The 12,889-nt window shown below is 60.5% G+C and carries 12 protein-coding genes, 1 tRNA gene and 1 pseudogene; 3 read left to right on the top strand and 11 right to left on the bottom strand.

The features are described from left to right. Window positions 1-188: pseudogene (locus GZ093_RS10395) on the top strand (hypothetical protein); the annotation flags it as partial. Between the two features lie 150 nt (window positions 189-338). Here GZ093_RS10395 and GZ093_RS10390 read toward each other — a convergent pair. From GZ093_RS10390 to GZ093_RS10375, 4 genes are all read right to left on the bottom strand, one after another. Beyond that, window positions 339-414, bottom strand: a tRNA-Lys gene (locus GZ093_RS10390). A 112-nt stretch (window positions 415-526) separates the two neighbouring features. Further along, on the bottom strand, window positions 527-703 hold the full coding sequence (locus tag GZ093_RS10385; RefSeq protein WP_296485612.1) for a hypothetical protein: 177 nt from the start codon (window positions 701-703) through the stop codon (window positions 527-529). 112 nt (window positions 704-815) lie between these two features. Further along, entirely contained in the window at window positions 816-1,793 is a 978-nt protein-coding gene (locus GZ093_RS10380; protein ID WP_296485610.1) for a GMP reductase, read from the bottom strand. A 153-nt stretch (window positions 1,794-1,946) separates the two neighbouring features. After that, window positions 1,947-2,675: a hypothetical protein gene (locus GZ093_RS10375; RefSeq protein ID WP_296485608.1), complete on the bottom strand. Its 729-nt coding sequence runs from the start codon at window positions 2,673-2,675 to the stop codon at window positions 1,947-1,949. Between the two features lie 24 nt (window positions 2,676-2,699). Here GZ093_RS10375 and GZ093_RS10370 point away from each other — a divergent pair, with 24 nt between their 5' ends. Further along, complete coding sequence (locus tag GZ093_RS10370) at window positions 2,700-5,105, top strand: UvrD-helicase domain-containing protein (RefSeq protein WP_296485606.1); 2,406 nt, start codon at window positions 2,700-2,702, stop codon at window positions 5,103-5,105. 242 nt (window positions 5,106-5,347) lie between these two features. On the opposite strand, the gene panC is transcribed toward GZ093_RS10370, so the two are convergent. The 6 genes from panC to GZ093_RS10340 all read right to left on the bottom strand — a co-directional run bounded on the left by panC (window position 5,348) and on the right by GZ093_RS10340 (window position 10,337). After that, complete coding sequence (gene panC / locus GZ093_RS10365; RefSeq protein WP_296485605.1) at window positions 5,348-6,196, bottom strand: pantoate--beta-alanine ligase; 849 nt, start codon at window positions 6,194-6,196, stop codon at window positions 5,348-5,350. 70 nt (window positions 6,197-6,266) lie between these two features. Next, window positions 6,267-7,151 (bottom strand): 3-methyl-2-oxobutanoate hydroxymethyltransferase, encoded by an 885-nt coding sequence (panB, locus tag GZ093_RS10360; RefSeq protein ID WP_296485603.1) that lies wholly within the window; start codon window positions 7,149-7,151, stop codon window positions 6,267-6,269. 14 nt (window positions 7,152-7,165) lie between these two features. Next, on the bottom strand, window positions 7,166-7,555 hold the full coding sequence (gene panD / locus GZ093_RS10355) for an aspartate 1-decarboxylase (protein ID WP_296485601.1): 390 nt from the start codon (window positions 7,553-7,555) through the stop codon (window positions 7,166-7,168). 32 nt (window positions 7,556-7,587) lie between these two features. Then, entirely contained in the window at window positions 7,588-9,198 is a 1,611-nt protein-coding gene (gene nadB / locus GZ093_RS10350; RefSeq protein WP_296485599.1) for an L-aspartate oxidase, read from the bottom strand. An 8-nt stretch (window positions 9,199-9,206) separates the two neighbouring features. Then, the gene (locus tag GZ093_RS10345; RefSeq protein WP_296485597.1) at window positions 9,207-10,055 is read right to left on the bottom strand and encodes a ScpA family protein; all 849 of its coding nucleotides are present in this window, start codon (window positions 10,053-10,055) and stop codon (window positions 9,207-9,209) included. Between the two features lie 75 nt (window positions 10,056-10,130). Next, entirely contained in the window at window positions 10,131-10,337 is a 207-nt protein-coding gene (locus GZ093_RS10340) for a DUF3460 family protein (protein ID WP_296485595.1), read from the bottom strand. A 171-nt stretch (window positions 10,338-10,508) separates the two neighbouring features. On the opposite strand from GZ093_RS10340, the gene GZ093_RS10335 reads away from it, so the two are divergent. Beyond that, window positions 10,509-12,020 (top strand): DEAD/DEAH box helicase, encoded by a 1,512-nt coding sequence (locus GZ093_RS10335; RefSeq protein WP_296485594.1) that lies wholly within the window; start codon window positions 10,509-10,511, stop codon window positions 12,018-12,020. 20 nt (window positions 12,021-12,040) lie between these two features. Here GZ093_RS10335 and GZ093_RS10330 read toward each other — a convergent pair whose 3' ends face one another. After that, window positions 12,041-12,889 (bottom strand): symmetrical bis(5'-nucleosyl)-tetraphosphatase, encoded by an 849-nt coding sequence (locus tag GZ093_RS10330; RefSeq protein ID WP_296485592.1) that lies wholly within the window; start codon window positions 12,887-12,889, stop codon window positions 12,041-12,043.

Genomic DNA, 12,889 nt, shown 5'->3' with positions numbered 1-12,889 from the left:
CAATCCACGGGTCAGTCACCTCTTTTTGTATTCAAATTCAAGTGCTTACGCTCGTGACCTCGACGTCATGCCGCTTATGTAAGTGCCATTCGGGCATGGTGTACAGCCCATCCCACGGCGATATGGCTTTTACGGTGCCCTTGTTTGATGAGTTCATGCGGCGCGCTATGCCGCAGTTCGAGGTGTAACGATGAGTACCGTCTTAACCAAGGTGGGCATCGGTACAGTGTTTGGCCTGAGCACTGTGCCGAGGTTGCACCTAATGCCTAGATTTGTATTGGGAAAGCAAAAGAAGCACTTAGGCGTTTTGCCCAAGTGCTTCTTTTATCAGGGAGATTTGGTGGGAACTGAGAGATTCGAACTCTCGACCTACGGATTAAGAGTCCGCTGCTCTACCAGCTGAGCTAAGTTCCCACGGTATTGAAACTGTGGTGTGGCCGAGGAAAAACGGGTCAAAACCCGCTGTCTTTTGCGCCGTCAGCGCAGGGCTTTCCTGACCACGTCCTTCCTGTTGGACAGGCCGAGATCATAGCAGGTCTTTGATGCCGCTCATCCCATGGCGACTGGTCAGTTCAACGATCAAAGCGGATTGATCCAGGTCGCCCAGATCGTGTTCGATGCCGTCGTTGCAAAGCCGTTCAATCATTTTGCTTACGGTGGCATCGAAGCCAATTTCTCCCGCCGTGGCCAGCACATTGCGCAAGTCTTTGAGCGGTATCGACCTGCGCTCATGGGGGAAAAATACCGATCCACCCTGCGCCGACGCCCGTTCAAGCGGGGACAGGACCGCCAAGTCACAGGACGACCGCCATCGCCTACATCAGCAAATGCTCGCCCGCGTTGTCGCCACCGAGCGTCACGTAGTTGACCTTGCGAATGTCCATCAGCTTTTTTCCGCCCGAGTAGCTGATGGAGCTTTGCACGTCCTGCTCCATCTCAATCAGCGTATCGGCGAGTTTGCCTTTGACGGGCTCCAGGATGCGCTTGCCTTCGACGTGTTTGTATTCACCCTTGTTGAAGTCGCTGGCGGAGCCGTAATATTCCTTGTACAGCTTGCCGTCCACTTCGACGGTCTTGCCCGGGCTCTCTTCGTGGCCTGCCAGCATCGAACCAATCATGACCATGGTGGCACCAAAGCGGATCGATTTGGCAATGTCGCCGTGCTCGCGGATGCCGCCGTCGGCGATGATGGGCTTGGTCGCCACGCGGGCGCACCATTTCACCGCGCTGAGTTGCCAGCCCCCCGTGCCAAAGCCGGTCTTGAGTTTGGTGATGCAGACCTTGCCCGGCCCGATGCCGACCTTGGTGGCGTCGGCCCCCCAATTTTCCAGGTCAATCACGGCCTCCGGCGTGGCCACGTTGCCGGCGATGATGAACACGGCGGGCATTTTCTCTTTGAGGTAGCCAATCATGTTCTTCACGCTGTCGGCGTGGCCGTGGGCGATGTCGATCGTGATGTAGTCGGGCACCAAGCCCAGTGCCAGCAACTGGTCCACGGTGTCGTAGTCCGGCTTTTTGACGCCCAATGAGATCGAGGCATACAGACCGCGTGCCTTCATGTCTTTGACGAACTGCACATTGTCCAGATCAAAGCGGTGCATCACATAAAAGTAGCCGTTTTGCGCCAGCCAGACGCAAATGGATTCATCGACCACCGTCTTCATGTTGGCGGGAACCACCGGGATGCGAAAGCGGTGTTTACCCAGTTCGACGCTAGCGTCGCATTCTGAGCGGCTTTCCACGCGGCATTTGCGTGGCAATAAGAGAATGTTGTCGTAGTCAAAAATTTCCATGGTCCCAAGCTCCTGTGTCGGATTGACAAAATTTGGGCGCTTGGACTGGACCCGGGTTTTGTAGGCGTGCACTGGTTGACAGGGCAGAAACAAAAAACCGGGCCGCAATTGCTTGGGCCCGGTGCCTGATTCTACGGCAGTTGCGCGGCCTGGTTACTCGGCTGGTTCGCTCGGGCAGATTGACTCGGCCGCGATGGCCACCCGGCCAGCCGCATCCTGTACCCAACCGACCACCCGCAAGCGCGCGGGTGTGGCCCCCTCGGGAATGTTCATTGGCCGGATTTCTTTGAATCTCAAATGCTCTGAATTAGATAGCTCATCACGCATATTCCACGTGGGCTGGAGCACGTTTCTGACCAGATTTCGTGGTACCGGCGAACCCTCGAAACCGGCTGGCAGTGTTTCTACCAGCACCAGCCAGGCTTGCAGTGGGGTGTCGGGCGCTTGATTGAGTGGCAAGCTCAAAGCAATGGAGGCGCCGACATAGCCGCCCAGCGCCGGCCCATTGGCCACCCGCAGAATCGCACCAGACCATCCGTGCACCTTGATTTCTTCGCTGCGCTGGGTTGCTGGGCGATCACGTTGGCGCGCACTCAGCCGCAGCAGCGCGTCGCGGCTGGCGGCGGCTGCCAGCGCGGCCTCTTCGCCCTGGCTGCCAGGCACGATCCAGTCCAGGGCCAGCGCGCCGGGCGGCGCCAGCGGGGTGGTGGCGTCGCTCCAGCAGGACGCGCAATCCGCGTTGATGAAGCGCTCAAACAGCGACAAGGGGGTGGCTTGATCGTCGCTGCTGCACACCGTCTGGCTGTGTACCAAGGGGTGCGTCAGCAGGAGCGCGGCCAGAAACCAGGTCCAGGCGCGGCGGGGCAGGGCGTGTGGGGTCATTGGTTCGCTTTCTACAATCGGGCCATGTCTTCTGCAATTACACAACAAAGCCCACCGGATGCTCAACTGCTGCAGCACCTTAACCCCGAGCAGCGTGCGGCGGTGACGCTGCCGGCCGAGCATGCCTTGATTCTGGCCGGCGCGGGCTCCGGCAAGACCCGGGTGCTGACCACGCGCATTGCCTGGCTGCTGCAGACCGGGCAGGTGTCGCCTGGCGGCGTGTTGGCCGTGACTTTCACCAACAAGGCGGCCAAGGAGCTAATGACGCGCCTGACAGCGATGCTGCCGGTCAATGTGCGCGGCATGTGGATTGGTACCTTCCATGGCCTGTGCAATCGTTTTCTGCGCGCCCATTACAAGCTGGCGAACTTGCCGCAGAGCTTTCAGATACTCGACACGCAAGATCAACTCTCCAGCATCAAGCGCCTATACAAGCAGTTCACGATTGACGACGAGCGCTATCCGGCCAAGCAGATGCAGTGGTTCATTGGCGGCTGCAAAGAGGAGGGCCTGCGCCCGAACATGGTGGAAGTGCGCGACGAGGAAACGCGCAAGAAGGTTGAGATCTACCAGTTGTATGAAGACCAGTGCCAGCGCGAAGGCGTGGTTGATTTTGGCGAACTGATGCTGCGCAGCTATGAAGTCTTGCGCGACAACGACCCGATTCGAGAACACTACCAGCGCCGCTTTCGCCACATCCTGATCGACGAGTTTCAGGACACCAACAAGCTGCAGTATGCGTGGATCAAGATGCTGGCGGGCACGGGCGCGCACGGCGCTGCCGACGATGCATTCAACCCGAGCGGCTGCGTGCTGGCGGTGGGTGATGACGACCAGAGCATCTACGCCTTTCGCGGCGCGCGCGTGGGCAACATGGCCGACTTCGTGCGCGAGTTCAAGGTGAAACACCAGATCAAGCTGGAAGAAAACTACCGCAGCGGCAGCAATATCCTGGACTCGGCCAACGAGCTCATCAGTTACAACACCAAACGGCTGGGCAAGAACCTGCGCACGAGCCAAGGCCCCGGCGAGCCGGTGCGCGTGTTTGAAGCCACCAGCGACTTCGCCGAGGCGCAGTGGATGGTGGACGAGATGAAGCAATTGGTGCGTGAGGGCATGGAGCGCAATGAGATTGCCGTGTTGTACCGCAGCAATGCGCAAAGCCGGGTGATTGAGACCGCCTTGTTCAACGCGGGCATGCCGTACAAGGTGTATGGCGGCTTGCGCTTTTTTGAGCGCGCTGAAATCAAGAATGCGCTGGCTTACCTGCGCCTGCTGGAGAACCCGCGCGACGACACCAGTTTCTTGCGCGCGGTGAACTTTCCGCCGCGCGGCATCGGCCTGCGCAGCCTGGAGCAGTTGCAGGATCTGGCGCGCGCGAGCGGCTGCTCGCTCAGTGACGCGGTGAGTGGCCTGGGCGGCAAGGCTGGCACCAACATTGGCGCTTTCATGGCGGGCATTGACGTGTTGCGTGAGCAGACCCTGGGTCTGAAGTTGAGCGAGATCGTCCAGCAGGTGTTGGACCACAGCGGGCTGATTGCGCATTACAGGGCCGACCGCGAAGGCGCGGACCGGGTGGAGAATCTGGAAGAACTGGTTAACGCGGCCGAGAGCTTTGTCTCGCTGGAAAACTTTGGCCGTGATGCGGCGGAGATGTCCGTGGACGATCAGGGCCAGGCCTTGACCCAATCGCCCGCTTCACAGGGCTTGGACCTGAATCAGCCCGTGCTGGACGAGCCCGCGCCCGATCTTGAGACCGGTGAGACGCTGTCGCCGCTGGCGGCGTTCCTGTCGCACGCGGCGCTGGAAGCGGGTGACAACCAGGCGCAGGCAGGGCAGGACGCCATTCAGCTCATGACGGTGCATTCCAGCAAGGGTCTGGAATTTGACTGTGTCTTCATCACCGGCATTGAAGAGGGCCTGTTCCCGCACGAGAACTCCATGAGCGACCGCGAAGGTCTGGAGGAGGAGCGGCGCCTGATGTATGTCGCAATTACCCGCGCGCGCAAGCGGCTGTACCTGAGTCATTCCCAAACCCGCATGCTGCATGGGCAGACGCGCTACAACCCGAAAAGCCGGTTTTTTGACGAGTTGCCGGAAGCGGCATTGAAATGGATCACGCCGAAGAATCAAGGCTTTGGCACCCATGGTGCTACATATTCTGGAGCTACTCATGCAGAATACACGGGGGCTAGAGGTCAATTTGATATAAATTATTCCAAATTCTCGGCTGCCCCGGTGCCGATCCAGAAGGCAACGCCAGCGCATGGCTTGCGCGTCAACATGAAGGTTTTTCACGCCAAATTTGGCGAGGGCACGGTCCAACTCCTGGAAGGCGTTGGCGATGACGCCCGGGCGCAAATCAACTTCCCGCGCCATGGCGTCAAGTGGCTGGCACTGAGCGTGGCCAAGTTGACGCCACTGCCTTAGCCGTCAACACCAAGGTGAGGCGCTGGCGCCGTCAGTTCAAGAAGTACGGTGCCAGGAAACTGCCGTGTGCCGTGGCCGACTGCAACAGCACCAGCACCCGGTTGTCATGACCGAGCACGACCAGGTCGTTCAGACCGTCACCGTTGACATCCCCGGCGATGGCTCGCCGACCCCTGGAAAAACCAGAATCAATAACGTCAGTAGTTGTTGATATTGGGCTTTCGTGCTATCGCGCTGATCCCTCAAACTTCAAGGTTGTCAATCAGACGGGTGTTGCCAATCCGCGCAGCGCCCAGCAGCACCAAGTCTTCGTTTTGCGCCAATGGCGTCACTTCGTCCGCCCTGGGTACCTGTAAATCAGCGCGACGCCGCACGACCAGGTAGTCGGGTTGCCAGCCACGTGCGGTCAAGTCGGCCATGGCTCGCTGTTCCAGCGCGGCAATGTCCAGGGCGCCAGCGCGCAGGGCTTGGGCCATCGTGTTGAGTGACTGTGACAGCTGCACGGCTTCTGCGCGATCGACGGGGCTGAGGTAGTTGTTGCGTGATGACAGGGCCAGGCCGTCTGGCGCGCGCAGGGTGGCGCCGCCCAGCACCGCGATGGGCAGGGAAAACTGGCGCACCATGCGCCGGATCATCATCAATTGCTGGTAGTCCTTTTGGCCAAACACGGCCACGCGGGGCTGTACGCAGGCGAACAACTTCATCACCACGGTGCAGACACCGACAAAAAAACCCGGCCTGAAATGGCCTTCCAGAATGTCGGCCAACTCGGCCGGTGGTTGGACGAGAAAGGTTTGCGGCTCGGGGTACAGCTCTTGCTCACTCGGTGCAAAGAGCACATCGCAACCGGCATCCTGCAGTTTGCTGCAGTCGGCCTCCCAGGTGCGCGGGTAGGTGTCAAAGTCTTCGTGGGGCAAAAACTGCAGTCGATTGACAAAAATACTGACGACCAGCACGTCGCCCAGCGGCTTGGCTTGCCGCACCAGCGCCAGGTGCCCCTCGTGCAGGTTGCCCATGGTGGGCACAAAGGCGGGGTGCTTGTAGGCGCTCAGGTGCTGGCGCAGTTCGGCGATGGTGTTGACGATAAGCATGATATTTTGTGGGACAGACCAAGATTTACATGAAGTGAAATTTGCTCTGTCTCCAACTGATGATTGAAAGTTACCAGGCGTGTAGCGCGTTGTCGGGGAAGCTGCCGTTTTTCACGGCCGCCACATACGCTTGCATGGCTTCCTTGACACCCGGCGCACCGGTCATGAAGTTGCGGACAAACTTCGGCATCTTGCCCAGGTTGATGCCCAGCATGTCGTGCAGCACCAGCACCTGACCCGCGGTGCCGTTGCCCGCGCCGATGCCGATGGTGGCGCAGGACTGGAGTTCCTGGGTGAGCTCAGCGGCCAGTGCGGCGGGTACCATTTCCAGCACCAGCAGGGTGGCCCCCGCATCTTGCAGCTCATGGGACTGGCGCTTCAGGAGGGCGGCAGACTCCTGCGTCCTGCCCTGCACCCGGTAGCCGCCCAGCGCATGCACGGTTTGCGGTGTAAGGCCCAGATGAGCGCACACCGGGATGCCGCGTTCAACCAAGAAGCGCACGGTATCAGCGGTCCAGCCCCCGCCCTCCAACTTGACCATGTGCGAGCCAGCCTGCATCAGGGTGGCAGCGCTGCGCAGGGCTTGCTCGCGCGATTCGTGGTAGCTGCCGTAGGGCATATCGCCAATCAGCCAAGCCGTGGCTTGGGTGCGGCGCAGGCCACGCGCCACGCTTTCAATGTGGTAGCACATGGTCTGCAGAGACACGCCCATGGTGCTGGACAGGCCCTGGCACACCATGCCGAGCGAATCGCCGACCAGGATGCACTCCACGCCGGCGGCGTCGGCCACTGCGGCAAAGGTGGCGTCGTAGGCGGTGAGCATGGTGAGCTTCTCGCCGCGCGCGTGCATTTCCAACAGGCGCGGCAGGCTGATCGGTTTGCGCGCCGATGTTGCAGCGGTCGGTGGCAGCGTGCCGTACGGTGTGGCGCTGGGGGACTCAACGCTCGCGTTCATGAGGGTCTTCCTTCTTACGGGTGGGCGGCAGCCTGCACCGGGATGTGCGAGCGTTGGTGCTGCAGGCGGTTGTTGGCGTCGACAAACACCAGTTGCGGCTTGAATCCGGCAAGCTGTGCCTCGGGCACCTGGGCAAAGGCGGCAATGATGATCAGGTCGCCCACGGCGGCGCGGCGGGCCGCAGAGCCGTTGACCGAGATGATGCCGGTGCCGCGCTCACCGCGGATGGCGTAGGTGACAAAGCGCTCACCGTTGTTGATGTTCCAGATGTGAACCTGTTCGTTCTCGACCAGATTGGCGGCATCGAGCAGGTCCTCGTCGATGGCGCAGGAGCCTTCGTAGTGCAGTTCGCAGTCGGTGACCGTGACGCGGTGGATCTTGGATTTAAGCAGGGTACGCAGCATGGGGGTCTCTTGGTTGGCAGGGTCGGGGTGCCTCAAGGCACCAGCGTGGTCGGTTTGGCATTGGCGTCGGTTTGCGGGTAATCACGACTGAAGTGCAAGCCGCGGCTTTCGTGGCGGGATTGGGCTGAACGGACGATCAGGTCCGCCACCTGCACCAGGTTGCGCAACTCCAGCAGGTCACGGGTGACGTGGAAGGCGGCGTAGAACTCATGAATTTCGCCCTTGAGCAGCGCGATGCGGTGGGCGGCGCGTTCCAGGCGCTTGTTGGTGCGCACAATGCCGACGTAGTCCCACATGAAGCGGCGCAGTTCGTCCCAGTTGTGCGAGATCACCACGGCTTCGTCCGGGTCACCCACGCGGCTGTCATCCCAGGCGGGCAGTGGCCGCGGCTCTGCCACCGGGGTCTGAACGATGACTTGCGTGGCAGCACGCGCGAACACCATGCATTCCACCAGCGAGTTGCTGGCCAGCCGGTTGGCCCCGTGCAGGCCGCTGCAGGCGGCTTCGCCGATGGCGTACAGGCCACCCACGTCGGCGCGGCCGTCCAGATCGGCCATCACGCCACCACAGGTGTAGTGGGCGGCCGGAACCACGGGAATGGGCTGTTTGGAAATGTCAATGCCCAGCTCGAGGCAGCGGGCGTAGATGTTTGGAAAATGCTCCATGAGGAAGGCCAGCGGCTGGTGTGAAATGTCCAGGTAAACGCAGTCCAGACCGCCCTTTTTCATCTCGAAATCGATAGCGCGGGCCACCACGTCCCGCGGTGCCAGTTCAGCGCGGGCATCGTGCTGCGGCATGAAGCGCGTGCCATCGGGCAGCAGCAAACGCCCGCCTTCACCGCGCACCGCTTCGCTGATCAGGAACGACTTGGCATGCGGATGGAACAGGCAGGTCGGGTGAAACTGAATGAATTCCATGTTCTGCACGCGGCAGCCCGCACGCCAGGCAGCGGCAATGCCGTCGCCGGTGGCGGTGTCGGGGTTGGTGGTGTACAGATAAACCTTGCCGGCGCCGCCGGTGGCCAAAATGGTGTGCGGCGCCTCGAAGGTGATCACTTCATCCGTGACGTCGTCGAGCGCATAAAGCCCCAGGCACCGATTGGCACCGGCCTGGTGGTTGCCCAGCGGGTCGAGCTTGGCGCTGGTGATCAAGTCCACCAGGGTGTGGTTCTCAAACAGCGTGATGCTGGGGATCTGGCGCACGCGCTCAATCAGGGTGTTTTGCACAGCCGCGCCAGTGGCGTCCGTCACGTGCACGATGCGCCGGGCGCTGTGACCGCCTTCACGGGTCAGGTGCAACTCGCCGTTTTCTTCCGAAAAAGGGACGCCCATGGTCTGCAGCCAGGCGATGGCCTTGGGTGCGTTTTCCACCACGAAACGGGTGGCGGCCAGATCACACAAGCCGGCGCCCGCGACCAGGGTGTCGTCGATGTGGGCTTGAAAAGTATCGTCCTTGTTCCAGACCGCGGCAATGCCACCCTGGGCCCACTGGCTGGAGCCGTCATTCATGGCGCGCTTGGTAATCACGGCCACGCGCCGGGTCGGCGCCAACAGCAAGGCGGCATTCAGTCCGGCCAGGCCGCTGCCGACAATCAGCACGTCAAAATGAAGCGTGGAGGGGGGAGTCATATTTTTGGCATTCATGCGGGGATTCAGTTAAGTGAATAGGCCAGACGGACGTAGATGGGGGCAAATACTTCGGCCTGGGTGATTTCGATCAGGGTTTCCTTGGCCAGTTCAAGCATGGCGATAAAGGTGACCACCAGCGCTGGTGCGCCGCTGGCCGGGTCGAACAAGTCTTCAAATTCGACAAAGCGGCGCCCCTGCAATTTCTTGAGCACCAGACTCATGTGCTCGCGCACGGACAATTCTTCACGCGTAATTTTATGGTGCTGCACCAGCTTGGCGCGCTTCAAGATCGCGCTCCAGGCTTCCTGCAGTTCGACCACGCTCACATCTGGAAAACGCGGTTGCAGCGACTGCTCAATGAACACCTGCGCCTGCAGGAAGTCGCGGCCAAACTGCGGCACGGCATTGAGCCGAGCGGCGGCCAGCTTCATGCGTTCGTACTCCAACAGGCGGCGCACCAGTTCGGCACGGGGGTCTTCGGCTTCTTGCCCCTCTGCCACTTTCTTGGGCGGCAGCAGCATGCGAGATTTGATTTCAATCAGCATGGCCGCCATCAACAGGTATTCGCCGGCGAGCTCCAGGTTGCGGCCGCGAATTTCTTCGACATACACCAAGTATTGGCGCGTCATGCCCGCCATCGGGATGTCAAGAATATTGAAGTTTTGCTTGCGGATCAGGTACAAGAGCAAGTCCAGCGGCCCTTCAAAGGCCTCCAGAAAGACTTCCAGCGCATCCGGTGGAATGTACAAATCGCGAGGCATGGCAAACAGCGGCTCACCATACAAGCGGGCGACCGCGACGTGGTCCACCACGTCGGGCATGCCGGATGAGTCGGGCTTGAATTGGGCCAGCAGCTCGGCGCTGTTAACCATGCCAGGCAGTCATTTTGCTATCTAAAATATAGCTATAAGCGCCCTGTTCAAGGGGGCTAGAGGCCAATTTGACTCTTAATCAGTGTGCGTCTGGTACACGTAGGGATTTTGTTTGACCTGTGCGGCCCGGTACTCGCGCCAGGCGCTCCAGTCCACGGCTTTGTCCCACAGCAGCTTCAGCCCCTGACGCTGCTTCACGGCCAACTCAGGGTTTTTGGCCTTGATCTGATCGATGAACTGCGTGGCTTCGGACTCGTAGAAGGGGCGATAAAAAATTTTCATGAACATAAACCTTTCGAGCGCATTTTAGCGGCGTCTCAAAGTGTCATCTCTGGCGCCTGCACTGCCGCATTTTTCCGTATAGACGATAATGGCGGTTTGTCTCCCAGCGTGGGAGACCTCATCAGCTATCGGATAGATAGCACTTAACCTTGGCTATGAATGACCGATTTGATGACTGAACTGACCCCCGATACCCTTCCCATGGCTTTTGCGCAGCTGCAATTGGCGGCCCCGCTGGCCCGTGCCGTCGCCGACATGGGCTACGAGTCCATGACACCGATTCAGGCGCAAGCCATTCCGGTGGTGCTGCAGGGCCGTGACGTGATGGGCGCTGCCCAGACCGGCACCGGCAAGACAGCCGCTTTTGCCCTGCCTTTGCTGCAGCGCATGCTCAAGCACGAAAACACATCGACCTCACCGGCGCGCCATCCGGTGCGCGCCCTGGTGCTGCTGCCCACGCGTGAGTTGGCCGACCAAGTGGCGCAAGCCATTAAAGACTACGCGGTTCATACCAACTTGCGCAGTGCCGTGGTGTTTGGCGGCATGGACATGAAGCCCCAGACGCTCGAGCTCAAAAAGGGCGTGGAAATATTGGTGGCCACACCGGGGCGGCTACTGGACCACATTGAAGCCAAGAATTGTGTGCTGAACCAGGTTGAATATGTGGTGCTCGATGAGGCCGACCGCATGCTCGACATCGGTTTCTTGCCCGACCTACAGCGCATCCTGAGCTACCTGCCCAAGCAGCGCACCACGCTGCTGTTCTCGGCCACGTTTTCATCGGAGATCAAACGTCTGGCCAGCAGCTATCTGCAAGACCCCGTGACGATTGAAGTGGCGCGTTCCAACGCCGCAGCCTCCACCGTGGAGCAGCATTTCTACAGCGTCGATGCGGACGACAAGCGTCACGCCCTGCACCAGATTCTGAAGTCACGCGGCATGAAGCAGGCCTTTGTTTTCGTCAACAGCAAACTCGGTTGCGCGCGCCTGGCCCGATCCCTCGAACATGAAGGCCTCAAGACCACCGCCCTGCATGGCGACAAGAGCCAGGATGAGCGCTTGAAGGCCCTCGAAGCCTTCAAAAGCGGCGAAGTCGATTTGCTGGTGTGCACCGATGTGGCCGCGCGCGGTTTGGACATCAAGGACGTGCCGGCGGTATTCAACTTTGACGTCCCCTTCAATGCCGAAGATTACGTGCACCGCATTGGTCGCACCGGGCGTGCCGGCGCGGCTGGCCTGGCCGTCAGTTTTGTGGCCAAGAGCGATCTTCGCTTGGTGGCGGACATTGAGAAGCTGCTCAATACCAAGATTGAACTCGAAGCCATCGAATTTGACGAAAACCTGCCCGACATCCGCAAGCAGGGTCGCATCAACGACGGCCACCGCATGTATGCCGAAGGGGCGCAAAACGACTCCCGTCATGGCACCCATCGGGCCGGCAACCTGCGCGATGTGGCCCATGAAGGTCAATTTGCCCGGCCTGAGCGCGCACCCCGGCGCGACTTTTCCCGACCGGTGTCAGCGCCGCGCGATCCGTTTTTTGACAAGCCCTATGAACCGGCGGTGGCTGCAGCCGCAGAGGCGCCCTCCTGGGAAGCCGCTGCAGGCCGGCAGGGCGCGCGCACCGTGTCTGCCAACATCAAGCCCAAGCGGCGGGTGGCAGCGCTGTTCAAGTCGACTTAATTTCTGTCGGTGTCGGTCCGTTAGCCGGGCTTCTGGGCCTGCTCGCACTTCACCTGAATCAACTCCTGTTGCAGTTGCCCATTGACGCTCTCTAAGTGCAGTGCGCTTAAGGCACCGCCCCAGACGCAGCCCGTATCGAGCGAGAGCACATCAGGGCGTCCCAGCCAACCCAAGGTGGACCAGTGACCAAATGCCACCATCACACCCGAGGTCTGGCGTTCTGGCACCTCAAACCATGGCAGATAACCGGGCGGCGCCGCATCAATCCCGCCGGTGACTTCATAGTCCATATGACCCGTCGGCGTGCAAAAACGCATGCGCGTGAGCGCGTTGACGATCACGCGCAAGCGATTCGTTCCGCTCAACGCCTCATCCCAATGATCGGGTTGGTTGCCATACATTTGCTGCAAAAATTCGCCCAGCGAGTCGCTGCGCAGCACCGACTCCACCTCCTTCGCCAGGGCCATGGTTTGGGTCGCGGACCAGCTTGGCAAAACACCGGCGTGCACCATGAGGATTTCATGCCCGGCGACCTGTTCCAGCATCGCCATGCGCTGCCACCTGAGCCAGTCCAGCATCGCCTGCCGGTCGGGCGCGTCCAAAATGTCCTGGAGCGTGTCTTTGCGGTTCGGCTGGCGCGCACCGTGTGCAACGGCCAGCAAGTGCAGGTCATGGTTACCCAGCAGACATTGCGCGCAAGCGCCATAGCCCATCAGACGGCGCAGCACACCGGCCGAGTCCGGCCCGCGGTTCACCAGATCGCCCAGCAGGAAGAGGGTGTCGCGACTCGGAGAAAAAGATATTTTGTCCAGCAAGCGCTGCAGGGCGCTGTTGCAGCCCTGCACGTCGCCAATCAAGTAAAGTGCCAT

Origin of the sequence: Rhodoferax sp., from assembly GCF_010365055.1 — a bacterium.
Taxonomy (GTDB): Bacteria; Pseudomonadota; Gammaproteobacteria; order Burkholderiales; family Burkholderiaceae_C; genus Rhodoferax.
The sequence above is the reverse complement of the archived record's forward strand: the minus strand, read 5'-3'. Positions and strand labels throughout refer to the sequence as shown.